Source organism: Mesorhizobium sp. M0047 (assembly GCF_040323315.1).
Taxonomy (GTDB): Bacteria; Pseudomonadota; Alphaproteobacteria; order Rhizobiales; family Rhizobiaceae; genus Mesorhizobium.
This window is the reverse complement of the sequence record NZ_JAMYUW010000037.1, coordinates 1-20,256: the sequence shown is the minus strand read 5'-3', so window position 1 is coordinate 20,256 and position 20,256 is coordinate 1. Positions and strand designations below refer to the sequence as shown.

The window sequence follows — 20,256 nt, the reverse complement described above, 5'->3', positions numbered from 1 at the left end:
ACGGCAGCCTTACCTAGGAAACAGGCTGGGCAACGGTATATGCGCCTTGACGATGGGAGACTTCAGCACCACGAAGCTGAAATACTTGTCGATGCCGATATCCATGTCGGTCAGCCGCTCCATGATCGTCTGATACTCACCGATGCCGGCGGCCACGAACTTCATCAGATAGTCGTAGCCGCCCGACACGAGGTGGCACTCAATGACCTGGTCGATCTTCTCCACCACCGCGAGAAAGCGGGCAAAGTCCACCTGGCGATGGTTCTTCAAGGTGATTTCGGTGAACACGGTCAGCGTCTGGCCAAGCTTGCCGATATTGACCTGCGCGGAATAGCCTTCGATGTAGCCTTCCGACTGCAGTTTCTTGACCCGCATCAGGCACGGGCTCGGCGACAGATGCACCAGATCAGCCAGTTCCACATTGGTGATGCGGCCGTTCTTCTGCAATTCGTGTAGAATCTTGATATCGATCCGATCCAGTTTCACGCTCGTCTCCGCAGAACGCACGCCACAGCACAAAATGCTGCCTTGCTCATAGGCATTGACACTACCACAGCCCGCTGGCCTGTCCATCCAAGCGGACAGCGCTTTGAAACGCATCGGCTCCCGATTTCGACCGAGCTGCCGGAATAAAATTCTGCTTCGGCTTCAACTGCGGCAGCGGCTGCCTGCGCAACACGGTAGATTGGCACTTCAAGGCAGAGAGACCATGCGCGCACCATTGCAGCAAATCGAGACATCTGGCGACCTGCCACAGACCGCGGACGCGGTGGTGATCGGCGGCGGCATCGTCGGTGTCTTCGCGGCCTATTACCTGGCACGGCGCGGCATGAAGGTCGCGCTTGTCGAAAAGGGACGCATCGGCGCCGAGCAGTCCTCCAGGAATTGGGGATGGTGCCGGCAGCAGAACCGCGACGCCCGCGAGTTGCCTATGGCGACCCGCAGCCTCGATCTGTGGGACAGTTTTGCAGCGGAAACCGGCTTTCGCCGCTGCGGTCTGCTCTATCTCAGCAATGACGAGGCGGAACTGGCCGGCTGGGCGCGCTGGCGTGACTTCGCCAGGACGGCCGGCGTCACCACGCACATGCTCGACGGCGCCGGAGCCAGCGAGCGAGGCCGCGCCACGGGCCGGACCTGGAAGGGCGGCGTCTTCTCGCCGACCGACGGCACCGCCGATCCATCGCGGGCCACGCCCGCGGTCGCCCGGGCCATCCTCGAGCTTGGGAGCTCCGTGCACCAGAATTGCGCCGCGCGCGGTGTCGAGACCGAGGGCGGACGCCTGAGCGGCGTGGTCACCGAAAGTGGAACGATCCGGACCAAGGTGGCGGTGCTGGCCGGCGGCGCCTGGGCCTCCTCCTTCTGCCATCAATTCGGTTTCCGTTTTCCACAGGCGTCGATCCGTTCCTCCATCCTGTCCGTATCGCCCGGCGCGGAGGGTCTGCCGGATGCGCTGCACACGGCGAATATCTCGGCCACGCGTCGTAGCGATGGCGGCTACACGCTCGCCATAAGCGGACGCGGGCGCGTGGACGTGACGCCGCAGCAGTTGCGCTTCTCGCCGCAATTCCTGCCCATGTTCCTGAAGCGCTGGCGCAGCCTCGCGCCTGGCGGCCTGCAAGGCATGCGCTCCGGCCACGAAACGCTCCGACGCTGGCGGCTCGACCGGCCGACGCCGATGGAGCGGATGCGTATTCTCGATCCGGCTCCGAACCAGGCGACCATCCGCCTGACCCACGCGCGAGCGCTCGAGCTGCTGCCGGCGCTGCGCCGGACCAGGATCAGCGCGGCCTGGGCCGGCTACATCGACAGCACGCCGGACGGCGTGCCTGCCATCGGCGAGATCGATACAGTTCCGGGTTTCTTCCTGGCTGCCGGGTTCTCTGGGCATGGCTTCGGCATCGGACCCGGCGCCGGGCATCTCGTCGCCGATCTGATGACCGGCTCCAAACCGATCGTCGATCCGCAATCCTATGATCCCAGGCGCTTCGACATTTCGGCCTGGGGGAAGGTTGCCGATTTCTAAACTTGATACAGGCAGACATCCCAGGACGGCACGGATCGCATCAGCCGTCCCGCAGAAAGGCGCCGATAGGCGCCGGGCGGACAGGCGCTTGCCCGCGGAACCGGCCGACAGCGCCAGGCGTGCAGCCGGTCTGCGCCGCGATAAGTTCGACACCGGCCAACTGACAATAGCGCCCCTGGCATCGCCCCATGCCGATGCGCGATAGCGACTTCACCCTGTTGGCCTCGCCCCCGCCGAAATCCACACCCTGACGTACGGCTCCGGCAGTCACGTTTTCGCAGCGGCAGACGACCGCGTCGTCGGGGAGTGCCCGCACCATCGCCGCCGGCCAAGGAAAGGCGCGAGCCAGGCCGCAGGCGAAGCGCTCGAGCCGCGAGAGCTTGCGCAGATCGCCCGCCGTGGAGGGCGCTGGCAATCCAAGATCAGCAAGGCATGCCGCCGCAGCCAGACGCCCCGCGATCTCCGCGCCGTCCGCTCCCAAAAGACGAACCCCATCGCCTGCTAGGTAGACGCCCCTGCCGGCACGCCCCATCCGGTCGGTCTTTGGCAGCCATTGCCGCCACCGCTCATCATAGGTGAAAGCGCATCCCGCCAGGTCGGCCAGATGCGTCTCCGCCCGTAAGTGCCAGCCCATGCCTATCGTGTCGCATGGAGTGAGACGCTGCCTTCCGCCGGCGTCGCGCCAGCGCATCGCTGTGACACCCTTCCCGTCGGCATCAATCCGTTCGAGCGTCACGCCCGCATGGTAGCGGCCGCCGAGCCTCGCCCGCAGGACCAGACCGCGCAGCGCGACGACCGGCCGGGCGGCAAGGTCCCAGAGCCCCCGCATTTGCTGGTGCCAGGAAGAGGTATCCAATACTGCCGCCACATTCGCTCCAGCCTTGACAAGCTGAGTGCCGACCAGCGTTAGCAAAGGCCCCGATCCGATCAGGACGATCCGCTGCCCCAGCGCCACGCCCTGCGCCTTGAGCGCGATCTGCACCGCGCCAAGGCTGTAGACGCCGGCACTCTGCCAGCCCGGGACCGGAGCGACACGGTCGGAGGCGCCGGTCGCAAAGATCAGGCGATCGTGGAAGATCACCTGCACGCCGCCCTCCCCCAGCACTTGCAGCCGACCTTCCTGCACTGCGATGACCGAGCTTCCAGCGCAATGGGTGAGCCGCCCCTCCTCGGCCAGTCGGTTGAAGAGCGCATGCAATGCGCGCGCCTTCGCCGCCTCCGACCCGTAGAGCTGCTCCGGCGTGCGGACGAACCCTTCAGGTGGGCGACGATAGATCTGGCCGCCGGCGCGCTGCCCTTCATCGATCACCACCGGATGGAGGCCCGCATCGACAAGCGCCGCCGCCGCCCTTATGCCGGCAGGGCCAGCGCCCACGATTACGATCCGCGGCAACGGGGCCTCACTCACGGCCAACTCTGCGGCGGCGTGGTGCGCAACCGCATGCCTTCGGCGATCAGGGTTGTGCACGCCCGCAGGCGCGGCCCCTCCTCCTGCCATATCCAGCAATCCTGGCAGGCTCCCATCAGGCAGAAGCCGGCGCGCGGCTCGGGTCCGAACTCGGACATTCGCAAGGCGTGTCCTGGCGCCAGCATCGCGGTCAACACAGTATCGCCCGCGAGAGCACTATCGGTCTGCCCGTCGAGAAAGAAATGCACCGCCGCCCGGTCGCGCTCTGCCAGCCGGACGATACGGCCGGCGGTGATCATTCCGCGGCCTCTTGCACCGGACGAGGACGGGGCAGTTCGGGGAACCGTTCGCAGACCGCATCGAACGCCGCCTGGACGCCTTCAGGCCCGGAGCGCCCCTTCATGCGACGGAAGATCTCCGTCTTGGCGAAGAACCGCCAATGGATCGGCAGGTCCCTTAATATGGCGGTGAGCCGATCATAGGCCGCCGGAGTCCACTGCGCTTCGTAGCCTTCCCGCTCCGTACCGAAATGAAAATGGCCAGCGGACGGCTTGTGCCCCGCGCGCAGCCTCGCGGTCGCCTGCTCGTCGACCTCGCCATCGCGAATGACGACGCCATAGTCGCGCTCGGCAACAATCGGTGACACATAGCCGCGCCGCACATCCTGCGCGACCCGCCAGGCCTCGCGTTGATGCGGATCGCCGCGCCCGCCGCCTCCGGCGGAGCGGATCTCGAGCACGTCGCCGGGCTGCAGAACCGCGGTGTCGATGTTGCCCAGCCGCCGCTCGTGCTCGGTCCCTGGATTGACGACCATGTCCGACAGGCCGGCGGCCTTGCCGCCCAGCACGCCCCAGGGACGGAAGAAGCTGCGGTCGCGGTTACGCGCCGTGATCCTGGAGTCGGGAGCAAAGACGCGGAAGGCCATCTCGGTCGCCAGCCCGCCGCGCCAGCGGCCCGCCCCGCCGCTGTCCTTGGCGAGCCCGTATTTCACGAATTCGACCGGGGTCTCGGTCTCCGTGATCTCGATCGGCGTGTTCTTGAGATAGGCGGCATCGGCGCCCGATCCGTTGGTCCCGTCGCGATGCGGCATCGCCCCGCCGCCGCCCACCACCGGATTCACCGCTGTGATGATGGTCCGGTAGGTGCGCTCGTCCGTGGTCATGACGTTGACTATGCAGTTGTTGCCGGCCGGCGCCGCGGGCAGGCGCTCCGGCAGTGCCTGCGAGAAGGCGCCGAAGATGACCGACCGCAGCCGGGCGCAGGTCAGCGAGCGCATGCCGACAGCCGCGGGGTGTATCGGATTCAGCACCGACCCCGTGGGTGCGATGCAGGTGAACGGCCGCGTCAGACCCGTGTTGAGCAGGATCTTCGGATTGAGCGTGTAGAGCACGTAGTAGACACCCACCAAAAGCATGGTGTGTCGCGGGTCGCCGCCCGAAGGCACGTTGAGCGAGGAGCCGAGCTGCGGATCGGAGCCGGTGAAGTCGAGCACCGCCTCATCACCCTTGATCGTCAGTGTCAGCTTCAGCCGGCACGGATTGGCCTCGACGGAATCCTCGTCGGCATAGTCGCAGAATTCCCATGTGCCGTCGGGCATTGAGCGCAGCACGTCGCGCGCCTGCGCCTCCGCATGATCGAGAAGAGCCGCAACGCCTTCAACGAAGCCGGCCTTGCCGAACTTCCTCACCATTGCCTGGACCTTGCGCTCGCCGGTGTTGAGCGCGCCGACCAGCGCCTTGATGTCGCCGATGTTGAGATCTGGCTTGCGCACATTGGTGCTCATGATCCGCTGGATCGTCTCATCGAAGACCCCTTCCCGCACCAGCTTCATCGGCGGAAAGCGGATACCCTCCTGATGAATTTCGGTCAGCGCGCGGCTGAGCGAGGCCGGCACCGCGCCGCCCATGTCGGTATTGTGGATGTGCCCTCCCGTCCAGGCGACGATCTCGCCATCGACGAAGACGGGCTTCCACAAATGGGTGTCGGGCGCGTGCGTGGCGACGTGGCCTGAATAGGGATCGTTGGTGAAGGCAACGTCACCCGGCCGGTAGTCGCCGACCATCGCGATAGCGCGGTGATAGGAAAGCCCCGGATACCAGGTAGCGCCAAGCTCCATCGGCACGGCGAAGGTCGCTCCCGAACGATCCATCAGCATGACCGTAAAATCCTGCGTCTCCTTGACGAAGGCGGAGTGCGCTGTGCGGTGCAGCGTATGAGCCATGTTTTCAGCCGCCGCGCGGGCATGGTTCGCGAGAACCTGAAGGTTTGTCCGATCAAACATGGCCTCACTCCGCGAAGGTCAACAGAAGGTTGAGATAGCGGTCGACCCGTGCATGCGCTCCTGCGGGAATGGCGAAAGTGGTGTCTTCCTGAACGACCACGGCAGGTCCGTCGAATGTGCTGCCCGACACGAGAGCCTGGCGGTCGTGGAGATCGACGGTTTCGACGCTCGCACCGGTGTAGACCGGGAGACGGCGCGCCGGGGTGGCCGCAACGTCCACCTCTTCGGTCTCCGGAAGCGAGAGTTTCGGCCCGGCGCCTATGGCAGACAGCCTGATATCCACAAGCTCGATCTCGCCGTCCGGATCGTGGAAATCGTAAAGCCGCTGGTGGGTAAGATGGAAGGCCTGCTCGATAGCGGCTACGTCGCCGTCTGCCAGCCATTGCGGCGAAAGGACGACTTCGATCTCATAGCTTTGGCCGAAGTAGCGCATGTCGCAGGAGATAGTGAGTTCCGCTGCCGAGTCGTGCCCCTGCGCCGCAAGCCAGCCGCGCCCCTCATGCGCGAGCGCCTCGAACGCCTCGCCAATTGCGGGGAGCGTAGCGCCCGACAATGGGGTGAAGACCGTGCGGATGAAGTCGCCGCGCAGATCCGCCACCAGACCGCCCAACGCCGATACCACGCCGGGACGGCGCGGCGCCATGACGCGCTTCATGCCGAGCTCGCGGGCAAGAAAGGCGCCGAGCATCGGGCCGCCGCCGCCGAAAGGCATCAGCGTGAAATCGCGCAAATCGACGCCGGCGCGCGAAGCAAGCTTCTCGACCTCGACGAACATCTCCGACACCGCGATGTCGAGGATTGCCTGCGCGGTCTGCTCAATGGGGCGGCCGAGGCGGGCGGCAAGCTCGCCGACCGCGCGATGGGCCAGGCCGGTATCGATTCTGAGCTGGCCATAGGCCATCTCGCTGTGACCAAGCCATCCGCACACCACCATCGCGTCCGTCACCGTCGGCCGCTCGCCGCCACGGCCGTAGCACGCGGGTCCTGGCGTCGAACCCGCCGATTCCGGTCCGACCCGCAGCACCCCCTGCGCATCGACACTGGCGATAGAACCGCCGCCGATACCGATCGAGCTCACCGACACGGAGGGGATATGGAGCGGAAATTCGCCGATCAGCTCGCCTGTCCCGAATTGCGGCTCGCCGTCGATGATGAGAGCGAAGTCGGCCGAGGTCCCGCCAATGTCGAGGGTAAGGATCTTGTCCTCTCCGGCCTGACGCGCCAGCCACGAGGCGCCGATGACGCCGGAGGCAGTTCCCGACAGCAGCATGTTCACGCAGGCGCGCTTGCCTTCGGCAGCGTTCATTAGCCCACCGTTCGACTTAGTCAGCATGGGGCGGGCCGGCACGCCATGGTCCTTCAGCCGCTCTTCCAGCGCCGTCAAATAGCCCGAGACGCGCGGATGGACATAGCCGTTGAGGATGGCGGTCGAGGTACGCTCATATTCACGGATGACCGGCCAGACCTCGGCCGAGGAGAAGACGAAGAGCTCCGGCGCAAGACGCGCGATCGCCGCCTTCACCGAGGCTTCCTGAGCGGCGTTGCGCCAGGCATGGAGGAAGGACACGATGATACCTTGCGCCCCGTTTTCCTTCGCCACTGCCACCGCCGTTTTTACCGCCGCCATGTCCGGCGCCTGGGATTCGCTGCCATCGGCACGCATGCGGGCCGGAATGCCGAAAACCATGTCGCGCGAGATCAGCGGCTCCGGCCGCGAGCAGAAGAGCGAATACATGTCCGGCATTCGCAGCCGCGCCAGCTCGATGACGTCCTCGAAGCCGGCATTGGTGAACAGCGCGAGCGATGCGCCCTTGCGCTGGATGATGGTGTTGATGCCAACGGTCGTACCGTGCACGAAGCGCGTCATGCGGGTCGGATCAAAGCCTTCGCGTTCGGCAAGAAGCGTGAGGCCCGTCATCAGCTCGGCACCGGGATCTTCCGGCGTCGTCAGCACTTTCAGCGACGCTACCCGTCCGGAACGGGCTTCCAGCGCGCAGAAATCGATGAATGTCCCGCCAATATCGACGCCGATCTTCCAGTCGGCTTCGTTTTGCACCTCATCCACCGCGATGGCACCATCCATGATGCGTCCCTTCCTGTCTGCCATCCAAAGCTGACACGACAGGATGGCGAGGTCCAAGACGTATGACGACGAACGATATAAGTCTTGCTTATGCCCTTGCCTTGTCACCGCCCAGCACGAGGGAGCAGGCCACACGGATTTGGTCGCGCATCATCTCATCGGCCCGCGAAAGAGCCCGCGTGCGCGACGTCAGCAGCGCGATCGGAAACTCTGGGCCTGCCGCGAGCGGCCGGACGGCAAGCCCGGCAAACTGGTGCCATGGCAGCAGCGCGTCGACGAGCGCGATGCCTAGACCGGCCTGGACGAAGCCGACTGCCGAAATGGAGACGTCGATCTCAAGCGACGGCGAAAGCACCACACCTTGTGCGCGCGCGGCATGGGCCAACTCGTCGGCGGGGCGGGTGTTTCCGCGATAGGATATCAAGTCCTCGCTGGCGAGATCGGCGAGCGTCAGCTCGGTTTTGACGGCCAATGCATGCCCGGCGGGCAGCAGGCAGGCGAAGCCGACGCTGCCGATCACTTCGGCCTCGATGTCCGGAGGCAGGCGGTCGTCCATGGCCACGCCGAGGCTGACGTCGCCGGCACGCAGCATGTCGATGATCGCGGCTATCGGAGCCATATGAGACCGCAGCAGTATCTCTGGATGCTGCGCCCGGAATCCGGTGAAAGCGCGCGGCAATATCGCCATGGCGGGCGGCGGCGAGGCCGCGACCCGCACCAGCCCGGTCCGGCCAAGACGCAGGTCGGTAGTCTTGCGGCGCAAACCCTCCAGCCCCGCCGACAGCCTTTCGGCATCGCCGAATATCTCAAGTGCCTCGGGCGTCGGCCGCAGCCGGCCCTTGACGCGCTCGAACAACGTGAAGCCGAGTTCATCCTCGGTGTGGATGACGATCTGGCTCAAGGCGGGCTGGGAGATGTTCAGCATCCGGGCGGCGGCAGTCACGGTGCCCGCGCGCATGACGGCGATGAACACTTCAAGCTGCCGGGCCCGCATTGCCACTCCATAGGTAAAGCTTATGGCTTCTGTCCAAACGCATCTTTGACGCAACACCGCGGCGCGAACAAGATGGGCACGTCCAAGGACTAGCCGCTCTGCACTGGGAAACGACTATGGATGTGATCGTGCTGGGCGGCGGGCTTATGGGAACGGCTTCGGCCTATTTCCTTGCTAGGCGTGGCGCGCGCGTGACGCTGGTCGAGCGCAACCGGATCGGCACCGGAGCGACAGTCGCCTCCTTCGGCAACATCCGGCGCACGGGGCGCCATCTGTCCCAGCTTCCACTCGCCCACCGCTCGCTCAGGTTGTGGGGCGAGGCCGAAAGAATGCTTGGCCGTGACGTGGAATTTCGCGCCACCGGTCACATCCGGTTGATCTTCGATGAAGGAAGCCTTGCCGACATGCGGGCCTATGCGCAAGCCGCGCGACCGTGGGGGCTCGAGCTGGAGGAACTCCGCCCACGCGAGATTAGCGCGCGCTTTCCCGGACTCGGTCCCGAGGCGATCGCGGCGTCGTTCTCGCCGCAAGATGGCAGCGCCAATCCGCGGCTGATCGCGCCGGCCTTCGCCGAAGCTGCACGCAAGCTCGGCGCCGAAATCGTCGAGGAAGCCGAGGTGGACAAGATCACGTACACGGGCTGCGGTTTCCTTGTCGCCAGTTCGAAAGGTGCATTCGCCGCCGACTGCTTGCTCAACACTGCCGGAGCCTGGGGCGCGCGCATTGCCGCACAGTTCGGCGAAGAGGTACCGATCGACGCCCGCGGTCCGCAGATGGGTGTTACCGAGCCGCTGCCCCATCGGATTCTGCCGGTGGTGGGCATCTGGACGCGCAACAAGGAGCATGGCGCCTATCTGCGCCAGGTCGAGCGGGGTAACATCGTCTTCGGCGGCGCGGCCGAAAGAGTGTCGGTGAGCCTTGATCCAGGCCATGCGGTCGCCGATCCCATGCGCCTTCCGTTGCAATTGCGCGCCGTCGCGCGGCTGCTGCCGGCAATCGCCCGGGTCGCAGTCATCCGCACATGGTCCGGCTGCGAGGGCTATATCAGGGACATGCTGCCGGTCATGGGGCGCTCGGCGACGACGCCGGGCCTGTTCCACGCCTTCGGCTTCAGCGGACACGGCTTCCAGCTCGGCCCGGGCGTGGGCGACGCCATGGCCGAACTCATCACGACCGACCGTTGCGAAACGCCGCTCGGCGATTTCAGGGTCGATCGATTCAACCAAGGTATCTGAAGCTGCGGCGAAAAGCTTCAGTCCGCGTCACACCCGAGAAGGCACGGAACGTCAGGCTCAATCATGGCGCCGGATGAACTGTGCTTTGGGCAAATGCTGCCGCCGGCAACGTCTGCGGTTGCCTTGCCTTCTCCAGCCTTCGCTTCGCACCTCAGACTAAGATTAGATTGTCAGCCGGTTTCAGTTGCCTTGCTCGGTTCAACCTTAAGCCCGTGCGCCGGTCGGCTTGGCATCTCAGCCATCCTCTTCGCGCTTTATCGACTGAGAATTTTCAATAGCAGAGTAAAACACGCAATCTGGTTTCTCTATAGAATTTGTAGAATGACTACTCTGTCGTCGTTGTCGTGACTGCGACTGACTTTTTCCAAGAGCCGACAGGACCGAACCATTATGCCCAAGAATATCGGCCAGTTCCTCCCTACGCCGGCAGGCCATCGGCCAGTTTGAGTACTCCCCAACCAACGCTCAATTCGCCTGGAGATTACCATGACAAATCCCGATCTCACCAATGCAGCCGCACTGGAAGTGGACGTCACGCCACTCACAGCACGTGTCGGTGCAGAGATCCGCAACGTACATCTATCCGGTGACCTGCCACATGCGGTCGTGGTGGCAATCAATCAGCTTCTCCTGCGCCATAAGGTCGTGTTCTTCCGCGACCAGGGGCACCTTGACGATGCCGAGCAGGAGCGTTTTGCCCGACAGCTCGGCGACCTCGTTCCGCATCCGACGCAAGGGCCTGTGGTCGGCACAGCGTCGATCCTCGAGCTTGACTCCAGCCGCGGTGGCGGGCGCGCCGACCAGTGGCATACCGACGTCACCTTCGTTGACGCCTATCCCAAGTTCTCGGTCTTGCGCGGCGTGGTTATTCCGTCGGCTGGTGGCGACACGATCTGGTCAAACACGGCCACAGCTTATGAGAGTTTGCCGCCAACGCTGAAGCGTTTCGCGGACGATCTTTGGGCCGTTCACAGCAATGCCTATGACTACGCCGCGGTGAGACCCCGGGCGACCGAAGCCGAAACAAAACACTTCGATGAGGTGTTTACTTCCACGATTTACGAGACCGAGCATCCCGTTGTCCGGGTGCATCCGGAGACCGGGGAGCGCACCCTCCTTCTGGGCAATTTCGTGCAGCGGTTCGTTGGCTTGTCCAGAAGCGACTTCCACAGGGTCTACGAGTTGTTCCAATCCTACGTTACCGCCCCTGAAAACACCGTCCGCTGGCGTTGGCGAGCGGGGGACGTGGCGATCTGGGACAACCGCGCGACGCAGCACTACGCCGTCAATGACTACGGCGATCAGCGCCGGGTCGTGCGCCGCGCCACTGTCGACGGCGACGTGCCCGTTGCAGTCGACGGACGGCGCAGCGTCAGCCGTACGAAATCAGCCAAGCCGGCGAGGATCAAGGCCGCCTGAGCAGAGCGAACCTCCTTCAACTCCCTGCGACAAGAGGAACTGACGATGCGCAGAAAGATCAAGCTTGGCGCCTTCCTGCCTGGTGGCGGACAGCATATTGCCGCCTGGCGCCATCCCGACGCGCCGGCCGACGGCGCCACGAGCTTCGAATTCCATAAGCAGCTTGCTTTGACCGCCGAGCGCGGCCTGTTCGACGCTTATTTCCTCGCCGACAATCTGACGGTTGGGCTCGGCGCCCGCGAGGGCGGCAATGCCAAGATCGCCGGTTTCGAACCAGTGACGCTGTTTGCAGCCCTAGCGCCGCTCACCACGCATCTCGGCTTCATCGCCACCGCGTCCACCACCTATGAGGAGCCCTATACACTGGCGCGCAAATTCGCGTCGCTTGATCTGTTGTCCAACGGCCGTGCCGGCTGGAATGTGGTGACCTCGGCCGGCGACGAGACCGCCCAGAACTTCAACCGCGATGTCCAGCCCAACCATGCCGACCGCTATGCCCGAGCGCGTGAACATGTCGAGACCGTCAAGGCGCTGTGGGACAGCTGGGAGGACGACGCCTTCATCCGCGACAAGCGGTCGGGCCGCTTCTACGACAAGGACAAGCTGCACGACGTCAATCACAAGGGCGCGCATTTCAGCGTCAAGGGTCCGCTCAACGTGCCGCGCCCTGTGCAGGGGCATCCGGTGGTGGTGCAGGCCGGGCAGTCCGAGGATGGGCGCGGGCTGGCCGCGCATTCGGCCGAGGTGATCTTCACCGCTCATCAAAAGCTCGAGACGGCACAAGAGTTTTACCGCGACATCAAGGCGCGCGTGGCGGCTGTCGGCCGCGATCCCGACCAGGTGCTGATCATGCCTGGCGTGGCACCCTTCGTCGGCCGTACCGAGGGAGAAGCCCGCGCCAAATATGAGCAGTTGAATGGTCTCATCCTGCCCGAGGACGGCGTCGCCCTGCTCAACGCGCTGGCCGGTCAGACGCTCGACATCACCGGCTATCCGCTCGACGGACCGCTGCCGGTAGCCAAGGAAACTGAAGGCATGAAGAGCCGTCAGGCGCTGATCCGCCAGATTGCCGACGAGCACAACTTCACGATCCGCCAGCTCTACCAGTGGGTGGCGACGGCGCGAGGCCACTACACAGTCATCGGCAGCGCCACCCAGGTGGCCGATCAACTGGAAGAATGGTTCACCAATGAGGCGGCCGATGGCTTCAACATCCTGCCGCCGTGGCTGCCGGGTGCGCTCGACGATTTTGTCGATTTGGTGATTCCGGAGCTGCAGCGCCGCGGCCTGTTCCGCACCGCCTATGAAGGGCGGACGCTGCGCGAGAACCTTGGCCTCCGACGTCCCGAAAACCCGTGGACATCAGCTCGCTCGACCGTGCTGGCCGCCGAATAACCCTCTGAAGCGAAGGGCAAGACGATGACTTTGCAGAACGTCGAACAGCCGACCGTCATCGGCACGCACGGACACCGGACCAACATCGGTATCGATTTGCTGCGCCTCGGCAATTTGACCGCAGGCCGCTTCCTGTCACGTTACGGCGTCCTCGTGGGGTTTCTGGTGCTGTGGCAGGTGGCGAGCAGCGCCGGGTGGGTGAATGCCGCTGTGCTGCCGCCCATCGACATGATCGCTGCCGCTCTGTGGAAAGGGCTCGCTGGCGGCGCCTTGCTCGGCGACATCGCCATCAGCCTGCAGCGTGCCGGCATTGCCTTCGCAGCAGCCGTCGCGGTCGCCATTCCGCTCGGCCTGTTCATGGGCCAGGTGCGCGCGGTCGAGACCGCGCTCGACCCGATACTGCAGCTGTTCCGGCAGACCTCGGCACTGGCGCTCTATCCTGTGTTCATCCTGCTGCTCGGGCTGGGCGAAACCTCCAAGATTTTTGTCATCTTCTGGGCGACACTGTTTCCGCTGCTGCTCAACACCACCAGCGGCGTCAAGGAAGTCGATCCGAAGCTGCTCGAGATGGCGCGTGTCTACGGCGCGACGCGGCTCACCGTGTTCCGCCGCGTCGTTCTGCCCGGCGCCGTGCCGTCGATCTTCGTTGGACTGAGGCTCAGCGCCACCACGGCACTGCTGCTGTTGATCGCCTCCGAAATGATCGGTGCCAACAAGGGGATCGGCTTCCAGGTGATGAACGCGCAGTACAATTTCCAGATCCCGCTGATGTTCGCGGCGATCGTCATCCTCGCCAGCCTCGGCCTGATCGCCAACCAGGTTCTGGTTATCCTGCAGCGGCGGCTGTGCCGCTGGAGCAATCCCGTCAACTGAGCAGCCCCTCCTCTCATCCTAGGAAAGACCGGATCATGAAAATCACGCGCCGTTCCCTGCTTGCAAGCGCTCCCGTTGCCGCCGGCATCATCGCCGCCGGCCTGCCCCGCTTCGCTTTTGCGCAAGCCGCAGCCGTCAAATTCCGCTACCTCGCCAGCCGCGGCAGCATCTCCCCGCATGAGCTCGCCGACGAGCTCGGCTACTACAAGGACCTCGGTGTCGAGTTGGAGAATGTCGGCTACGCCACCGGCGGCCCGGAATCGTTGTTTGCACTTTCCTCCGGCAGCGTCGATCTCGGTTCGGCAGCCACGGCCGCTGTGATCAACTCGATCTCCGGCGGCAACGACTTCGTCGCCGCCTATCCGAGCAACGGCATCAACAAGGATGTGAAAAGCGTCTTTTACGTGCTTGCGGACAGCCCGATCAAATCGATCTCCGATATTGCCGGCAAGACCATCTCGGTAAACACACTCGGCGCCCATCTCGACTATACGGTACGCGAAGCACTGCACAGCGTCGGTCTGCCGCCTGATGCCGCCAACCTCGTCGTCGTGCCTGGTCCACAGCTCGAGCAGACCTTACGCTCGCATCAGGTCGATATTGCTGGGCTAGGCTACTGGCAGGCAACTTTCGCCGGCGCGCTGGTTGCCAATGGCGGCGTGCGCGGCGTGTTCAACGATACGGACGTGTTGGGCGAACTCGCCGGCGGCTTCGTCGTGCTGCGGCGCGACTTCATCGCCGCCAACCCGGCAGCTGCCCGTCACTTCGTCGAACAGTCTGCCCGCGCCGCCGATTGGTCGAGGCAGAACCCGGACGAAGCGCGCAAGGTGCTCGCCAGCATCCTCGACAAGCGCGGCGAAAATGGCGACCTGGCGCGTTACTGGACCGGCTTTGGTCTGCGCGAAGGGGCACAAGCGACCGACCGCGACATCGACTTCTGGGTCAGCGTACTGGAGCGGGACGGCCGCCTGGCCAAGGGCAATCTGAAGGCCGCCGACATTCTGTATCGGCGCGGCGAAACCAAGACGAACTGACGGCTGAGATGGACTGGGGACTGAAATGACTGGCACCAACCGCGGCGGCGAGGTCTCGATCCGCGACTTGTCGAAATCATTCACACTCGGCGGACGTCAGCTTGCCGTTCTGCGTACGCTCAACCTCGATGTCCGTTCCGGCGAATGCCTGGTCATCGTCGGCGCCAGCGGGTCGGGCAAGACCACGCTGCTGCGCATCCTTGCCGGGCTGGAGGCCGCCGACAGTGGCCGTGTCGCGATCGACGGCAAGCCGGTCGACGGTGTCGGCGCCGAGCGGGCGGTGATCTTCCAGGAACCGCGCCTGCTTCCCTGGTTGACCGTACTCGGCAATGTGGCCTTCGGTCTCGAGGTGCGGGGCGTCGCGAAGGCGGACGCCGAGGAGAAGGCCCGCTTCTACATCGCGCTCGTCGGTCTCGCCGAATTCGCCGACGCCTTTCCCCGGCAGCTTTCCGGCGGCATGGCCCAGCGCGTCGGCATTGCCCGGGCGTTGACGGTGCAGCCCGAGATCCTGCTGCTCGACGAGCCGCTAGGCGCTCTCGATGCCATGACCAAGATCGGCATGCAAGAAGAACTGGCTCGCATCTGGAGCGAGGAGAACGTCACCATGGTCATGGTCACCCATGATCTGGAAGAGGCGATCTATCTTGCCGACCGGGTGTTGATCCTGCCCAAGGAGAAAGGCGGTGCGGCGCGGTTGATCGACGTCGACCTGCCACGTCCGCGCGACCGCAGCGAAACCAGGTTCGTGCGCTATCGTGAGGAATTGTTGCGTGAGTTCGGCCTGCATTGACCAAGGCCCCTTACAGAGTACAAGATTCACACAGTGCCCTCGGCAGTGACTGATCTTTGACAGACGTCCCACAGTGCCAATTGTGCAGGCGCGTTTTCGCGGTGATCGACGGCCGCACCACGGTGCCGGAGCATGGCGATCGCGACATGCCGGTCTGGGGGCGCCAATTCCTTCCTGGCGATACCAGGAAATACGGCCAAAACGGTGGAGAAATCGTCACCACGGAACGTATCCATGGGTTGGCTGGTTATGTCCAGACGCTGCAGCACTAGCGCGCTGATGCGGGACGCCGGCGCGCAACACCGGCACAAAGGAGGCAGACATGATCGTTGAAGACCAGCAAGCCGCTGTCGCTTTTCTGCTCGATCCTGCTTCATATGACACGGCCGGGTCGGTCGAGGCGATCGAAACTCATATCTCGCTTATTTTTCTGGTCGGCCAACGCGCCTACAAGATGAAACGCGCGGTCAAGTTGCCATATGTCGATTTCTCGACACCGACGCTCAGGCTGGCCGCTTGTGAGAAAGAGGTGGAACTCAACTCGAAGACCGCACCCGGCCTCTATCTGGGTGTGCGTCGCATCACACGCGAGGCCGACGGCGAACTTGCGTTCGATGGCGCCGGCCGAATGGTCGACGCGGCGATCGAGATGGTCCGCCTCGATCAGTCGAAGCTTCTCGATCAGATGGCAACTGGCGGAGAATTGTCGCCGGCGCTGATGACCGCGGTTGCCCGCATGATCGTCAGCTACCACCGCACCGCCCCGACGATCCACGATGGCAGCGGCTCATCCAATCTTTCGGGCGTGCTGGACATCAATGAGGCCGGCTTTGCGACCAGCCACGTTTTCACAAAAGTGGAGATCGAGACCTTTGCCGAGGCCTTCCGCACCGCCCTCGCCCGCCATGCCGGATTGCTCGACCGCCGGGAAGCAGCCGGCAAGATCCGCAGGTGCCATGGTGACCTGCACCTGCGCAACATCTGTCTTTTCAATGGCGAACCCCGCCTCTTCGATTGCATCGAATTCAACGACCAGATCGCCAGCATAGATATACTCTACGATCTAGCCTTCTTGTTGATGGACCTCTGGCACCGTGGCTTTCCGGACTTCGCCAATCTGGTGATGAACCGCTATCTCGACGAGGCTGACGACGAGGATGGCTTCATCCTCCTGCCCTTTTTCATGGCCGTTCGAGCCGCGGTGCGCGCGCATGTCACCGCAACGCAGGTCGAGGAAGGCAGCGCCGATTCCGAAAAACTGATTGCCGAGGCCAGATCTTATTTCGAACTCGCTCGAACTTGCTCGTACGCGGGCCTCCAAGGCTGATCGCAATCGGTGGCCTCAGCGGTTCGGGCAAGACGACCATTGCAGAGGCGCTCGCCGCCCATGTCGGTGCGCCGCCCGGTGCCCGCATCGTCGAAAGCGACCGCGTCCGCAAGGCCATGCACGGAGTGCCGGCCGAAACCAGGCTGCCGGATAGAGCCTATCGACCAGAAGTCTCCGACCGCGTCTACCGCGAAATGGCATGGCGGGCCGGCCTGATCCTTGCGGAGGGTGGATCGGTTGTCGCTGATGCCGTGTTTGACAGGCCCGCCGATCGTGAACTTATCGAGAAGGCGGCACGTGACAGGGGCGTGGCTGTCGCCGGATTCTGGCTGGAAGCGGATCCGCTTGTTCTCTGGCAACGGGTCAGCGAGCGCAAAGGGGGTCCCTCCGACGCCACCATAGATATCCTCTCGCGACAGTTACGGAGAAATGGCACTCAATCCACCTGGCGCAAGGTCGGCGCTGATCGGAAGCCTGCCGATATCGTCGCGGAGTTGAGGAGGTTCTCCGATGGCGATGCCTCCGAAACCCTGCGCACAGCCTCCTGACGGGAAGGTGTTGGACAAGAGGTCGCGCGAGGCGTCCGAACTGCCCGCGGATGCCCATGTTCATCGATATATGCATGACGCCGCGGGTCATGGCTTTGACGAATCGCTTGTCGTTGAAATGCAGTTCCCGACCGTCCCAGCCCTCGGGATTGAACCTGGGGCAGCAGCCGCTGGTGTTGACGCCGGCGTCGTACTGAGCATTCGTCTGCATTGCCTGTCCTCAATTGAACCGCCATCCGACGGGCAATGATCCCGGCCATCATTGATCTCCGTCAACATCGATGCGCATGCCTTGTCGCTGCGGTTGGCCAGGCCGTCGCTGAAGGGGCAGAGCCTGTTGCCGCTTCCCGGAGGAGTGCTCCCCGGTGAGCAGATCGGCGATCGGGCCGGTGTTTCACGGATTGCCAGCCCCGCGATCCATCCTCCAAATCGTCATCAGTATTGCTCAAGTACAGCTGCCAATCCCTGCCATTGACGACGATCATTACGAATTGATCCTGATCAAAGCGGAAATGCCCCAGGGGTTTCTAATCGAAATCATGTCGACGTAGGAGGTGACATCATGGAAATCTCTTTTCGCGATCTTATGACGGTGTTCCACGGTATGGGTTTTGGGGCGCTTTTTATGCTGGCGTTTTCGGCAGCGCTGGCCGAGCTCTATCGAATGTCCGCGCCTGGAGCCGCGTCGGTCCCAACCATCAGAGAACACAATCTGCTTTTGCTTTACCTCTCGGTGATGGTCGTCCTTGCCTGGGGTGCGGTACTGTCGGGTGCTTACATTGTATACCCATGGTACCGGGCGGTCGTGCCCGAAGGGGTTACCGATCTGGCCGATTACCCGAAGTTCCTGCTGACCTCCAGCCCGAAGACGTCCGCATGGCACAGCTTGGGCATGGAGTGGAAGGAACACGTGGCTTGGCTTGCCCCAATTGCCATGACCATGGTCGCCTATGTCTTTGCTAAATACGGGCCGGCTTTGGCAAAGCAGAAGCAAATCCGCACCGCCGTCATCGGCTTTGCCGTCGTTGCTTTCGTTGCGACAGGAGTCGCGGGAGCCTTTGGAGCGTTTCTCAACAAGTACGCTCCGGTGCGTGGTGGCGCAATGATCGAGATCATCGCTGGTGAACAGGAGGGCCAATAGTCATGGCCAATATCACGCCTATCAGGACTAAAGAGGTTCCCAATGGTCCAGGTGCGGCCGCCATCCTGGCCGCCGGAATTGGATCTGCCGCGATGGGGATATTCGCCTTGGCCGGCGATGCGTTTACATCACTCAATCACTTCTTCACGTTCTACAAGCCAACCGGTGGCCTGTCCGGCGTCTCGACCAGCGCGGTCGTCGTCTGGTTGGTTGCCTGGTTTATCCTTTCGCGCAGGTGGCGCGAAAAGAACGTGGAAATGGTAAAAGTCGTCTCTGTTTCCTTCGCCTTGTTGGCGGTGGGTGTATTGCTGACGTTTCCGCCTGTCATGGACCTGATCCAGGGCAAGTAGAAAGAAACGCACCTGAATTGGCGCGCATTTGGTCCGTCGAAAGCGGGCCAAGTTCGCGCGAAGTTCGAGCGCTTTACCGCGCTATTCCGGCCGCGGCCTAGGTAGTTTCCCGTAGGGATATAACCGAATTTCACGATCTCTCGATTCGCGCGATTGCTGTGTCACCGATCAAGCCGGGAGAAACAGCCATGCACGCCTATGCGACCTCCAGAATTTTGGTGCCGTCACGGCTCGCCATGCCAAGGCTGGCGGAGACCGTTGAAGCTACAGCGCTGCAGCCACTCAGCTTCTATCCCGCCGGCGCGGAAATCTACGGCCAGGGCGAGACGGCCGGGGCTTTCTACCAGGTGGAGTTCGGCGCTGTCCGTATCTATCGCCTGCTTGCCGATGGCCGCCGGCAAATCAGCGCCTTTCACCTGGCTGGAGAGACATTCGGCTTTGAGGCCGGCACGACGCATCATTTCTTCGCCGAAGCGATCAACGCCACCAGTGTTCGGGTTTTCCGGACTGCCTCGGGCGTGGACATATCCCGCCAGCTGCTGCCGTTGGCACTTGAGGGCCTGACGAGAGCGCAGGAACACCTGTTGGTCCTCGGGCGCCAGAATGCCATTGAACGCATCGCTGCATTCCTGGTCGATATGGCGGAGCGGCAAGGCGGATTGCAGCAGGTCGAGCTGCCGATGTCGCGCATGGACATCGGCGACTACCTGGGCCTTACCATCGAGACCGTGTCACGCGTCTTCACCCGACTGAAGGACAAGGGCGTCATCCGCCTGCTCAGCCTGCGCAGCATCGAAATCGTCAGGCAGGACGCATTGCAGATCATGAGTGAATGAGGGCGGTCTTGCGGGCATGATTGTAGACGGCGCGCAGCGTTGGCATGCACCCATTGGCGATGTAGGCACCATTCTGCTTGACTAGTGCCGTGCGGTCACGAGGGAAGGATCACTGCTCGGCTTGGAAAGCAATTCGTCCGGCCAATCGGCCATCCGCTCGACACGATTCCAATAGTTATCGAGGGTCCAGTAAAGAACCGCCATAATTTTTTGCCAGATTAGGTCCATTGGAGAGGGTAACGCCATCACGCCTCATGCGAGCATGTGACGATCGACGGGCCTCAAATTTGAGAGAGAATCCTCGCTTGCGCTGGCATCTCAGCATTCGTCTTCTGCATTGGCTAACCGTGATCGCGCTCGCGGCGCAGATCGCCATTGCCTTCGGACCGATGAACGGGCCGGGGATGGCGACCATGAACTGGCTTCCGCTCCACATGTCGATCGGCGTGACGATCCTTGCCATCATTGTTCTCAGGCTTTGCTGGCGCATCTTCACCCAACCCCCTGTCAGGCACACCT

Annotated in this window: 19 protein-coding genes and 2 pseudogenes; 14 read left to right on the top strand and 7 right to left on the bottom strand. The window is 63.4% G+C overall.

All coding sequences use genetic code 11. The features are described from left to right. Positions 1-9: 9 nt before the first annotated feature. Complete coding sequence (locus NKJ89_RS27055) at positions 10-486, bottom strand: Lrp/AsnC family transcriptional regulator (protein WP_352607090.1); 477 nt, start codon at positions 484-486, stop codon at positions 10-12. 223 nt (positions 487-709) lie between these two features. Here NKJ89_RS27055 and NKJ89_RS27050 point away from each other — a divergent pair, with 223 nt between their 5' ends. Next, positions 710-2,023, top strand: coding sequence for an NAD(P)/FAD-dependent oxidoreductase (locus NKJ89_RS27050; RefSeq protein ID WP_352607088.1), 1,314 nt, complete (start codon positions 710-712; stop codon positions 2,021-2,023). A 40-nt stretch (positions 2,024-2,063) separates the two neighbouring features. On the opposite strand, the gene NKJ89_RS27045 is transcribed toward NKJ89_RS27050, so the two are convergent. The 5 genes from NKJ89_RS27045 to NKJ89_RS27025 form a co-directional block, all read right to left on the bottom strand. Beyond that, a complete protein-coding gene (locus tag NKJ89_RS27045) occupies positions 2,064-3,431 on the bottom strand; it encodes an FAD/NAD(P)-dependent oxidoreductase (RefSeq protein ID WP_352607086.1) in 1,368 nt (455 codons plus the stop codon). Then, positions 3,428-3,730 carry a (2Fe-2S)-binding protein gene (locus tag NKJ89_RS27040; RefSeq protein ID WP_352607084.1) on the bottom strand — a complete coding sequence of 101 codons (303 nt, stop codon included), beginning with the start codon at positions 3,728-3,730 and terminating at the stop codon, positions 3,428-3,430. Before NKJ89_RS27040 ends, NKJ89_RS27045 begins: the two co-directional genes overlap by 4 nt. Continuing rightward, positions 3,727-5,712: a hydantoinase B/oxoprolinase family protein gene (locus NKJ89_RS27035; RefSeq protein ID WP_352607082.1), complete on the bottom strand. Its 1,986-nt coding sequence runs from the start codon at positions 5,710-5,712 to the stop codon at positions 3,727-3,729. Before NKJ89_RS27035 ends, NKJ89_RS27040 begins: the two co-directional genes overlap by 4 nt. A gap of 4 nt (positions 5,713-5,716) precedes the next feature. Next, complete coding sequence (locus NKJ89_RS27030; protein WP_352607080.1) at positions 5,717-7,795, bottom strand: hydantoinase/oxoprolinase family protein; 2,079 nt, start codon at positions 7,793-7,795, stop codon at positions 5,717-5,719. An 88-nt stretch (positions 7,796-7,883) separates the two neighbouring features. Next, the gene (locus NKJ89_RS27025; RefSeq protein WP_352607078.1) at positions 7,884-8,789 is read right to left on the bottom strand and encodes a LysR substrate-binding domain-containing protein; all 906 of its coding nucleotides are present in this window, start codon (positions 8,787-8,789) and stop codon (positions 7,884-7,886) included. A gap of 116 nt (positions 8,790-8,905) precedes the next feature. Between NKJ89_RS27025 and NKJ89_RS27020 the strand changes: the two genes are divergently transcribed. From NKJ89_RS27020 to NKJ89_RS26985, 8 genes and pseudogenes are all read left to right on the top strand, one after another. Continuing rightward, positions 8,906-10,024, top strand: coding sequence for an NAD(P)/FAD-dependent oxidoreductase (locus NKJ89_RS27020; RefSeq protein ID WP_352607076.1), 1,119 nt, complete (start codon positions 8,906-8,908; stop codon positions 10,022-10,024). Positions 10,025-10,510: 486 nt separating this feature from the next. Beyond that, positions 10,511-11,443: a TauD/TfdA dioxygenase family protein gene (locus NKJ89_RS27015; protein WP_352607074.1), complete on the top strand. Its 933-nt coding sequence runs from the start codon at positions 10,511-10,513 to the stop codon at positions 11,441-11,443. A 45-nt stretch (positions 11,444-11,488) separates the two neighbouring features. Beyond that, complete coding sequence (locus tag NKJ89_RS27010) at positions 11,489-12,838, top strand: LLM class flavin-dependent oxidoreductase (protein ID WP_352607072.1); 1,350 nt, start codon at positions 11,489-11,491, stop codon at positions 12,836-12,838. Between the two features lie 24 nt (positions 12,839-12,862). Next, on the top strand, positions 12,863-13,711 hold the full coding sequence (locus NKJ89_RS27005) for an ABC transporter permease (protein WP_023757308.1): 849 nt from the start codon (positions 12,863-12,865) through the stop codon (positions 13,709-13,711). A gap of 35 nt (positions 13,712-13,746) precedes the next feature. Beyond that, a complete protein-coding gene (locus tag NKJ89_RS27000) occupies positions 13,747-14,745 on the top strand; it encodes an ABC transporter substrate-binding protein (protein ID WP_352607070.1) in 999 nt (332 codons plus the stop codon). A gap of 25 nt (positions 14,746-14,770) precedes the next feature. Beyond that, the gene (locus NKJ89_RS26995) at positions 14,771-15,535 is read left to right on the top strand and encodes an ABC transporter ATP-binding protein (protein WP_352607068.1); all 765 of its coding nucleotides are present in this window, start codon (positions 14,771-14,773) and stop codon (positions 15,533-15,535) included. Between the two features lie 80 nt (positions 15,536-15,615). Next, on the top strand, positions 15,616-15,807 hold the full coding sequence (locus NKJ89_RS26990) for a hypothetical protein (protein ID WP_023757311.1): 192 nt from the start codon (positions 15,616-15,618) through the stop codon (positions 15,805-15,807). 50 nt (positions 15,808-15,857) lie between these two features. After that, positions 15,858-17,410, top strand: a pseudogene (locus NKJ89_RS26985) (bifunctional aminoglycoside phosphotransferase/ATP-binding protein). Between the two features lie 61 nt (positions 17,411-17,471). On the opposite strand, the pseudogene NKJ89_RS26980 reads toward NKJ89_RS26985, so the two are convergent. After that, positions 17,472-17,621, bottom strand: a pseudogene (locus tag NKJ89_RS26980) (hydrolase); the annotation flags it as partial. 154 nt (positions 17,622-17,775) lie between these two features. Here NKJ89_RS26980 and NKJ89_RS26975 point away from each other — a divergent pair. From NKJ89_RS26975 to NKJ89_RS26955, 5 genes are all read left to right on the top strand, one after another. Further along, positions 17,776-17,961: a hypothetical protein gene (locus NKJ89_RS26975; protein ID WP_352607067.1), complete on the top strand. Its 186-nt coding sequence runs from the start codon at positions 17,776-17,778 to the stop codon at positions 17,959-17,961. Between the two features lie 11 nt (positions 17,962-17,972). Further along, complete coding sequence (locus NKJ89_RS26970) at positions 17,973-18,551, top strand: hypothetical protein (RefSeq protein ID WP_023757314.1); 579 nt, start codon at positions 17,973-17,975, stop codon at positions 18,549-18,551. Between the two features lie 2 nt (positions 18,552-18,553). Next, complete coding sequence (locus tag NKJ89_RS26965; RefSeq protein ID WP_352607065.1) at positions 18,554-18,901, top strand: hypothetical protein; 348 nt, start codon at positions 18,554-18,556, stop codon at positions 18,899-18,901. 188 nt (positions 18,902-19,089) lie between these two features. Then, on the top strand, positions 19,090-19,737 hold the full coding sequence (locus tag NKJ89_RS26960) for a helix-turn-helix domain-containing protein (protein ID WP_352607063.1): 648 nt from the start codon (positions 19,090-19,092) through the stop codon (positions 19,735-19,737). 305 nt (positions 19,738-20,042) lie between these two features. Beyond that, positions 20,043-20,256, top strand: a 214-nt coding sequence (locus NKJ89_RS26955) for a cytochrome b/b6 domain-containing protein (protein ID WP_352607061.1), incomplete at its 3' end; no start/stop codon positions are given.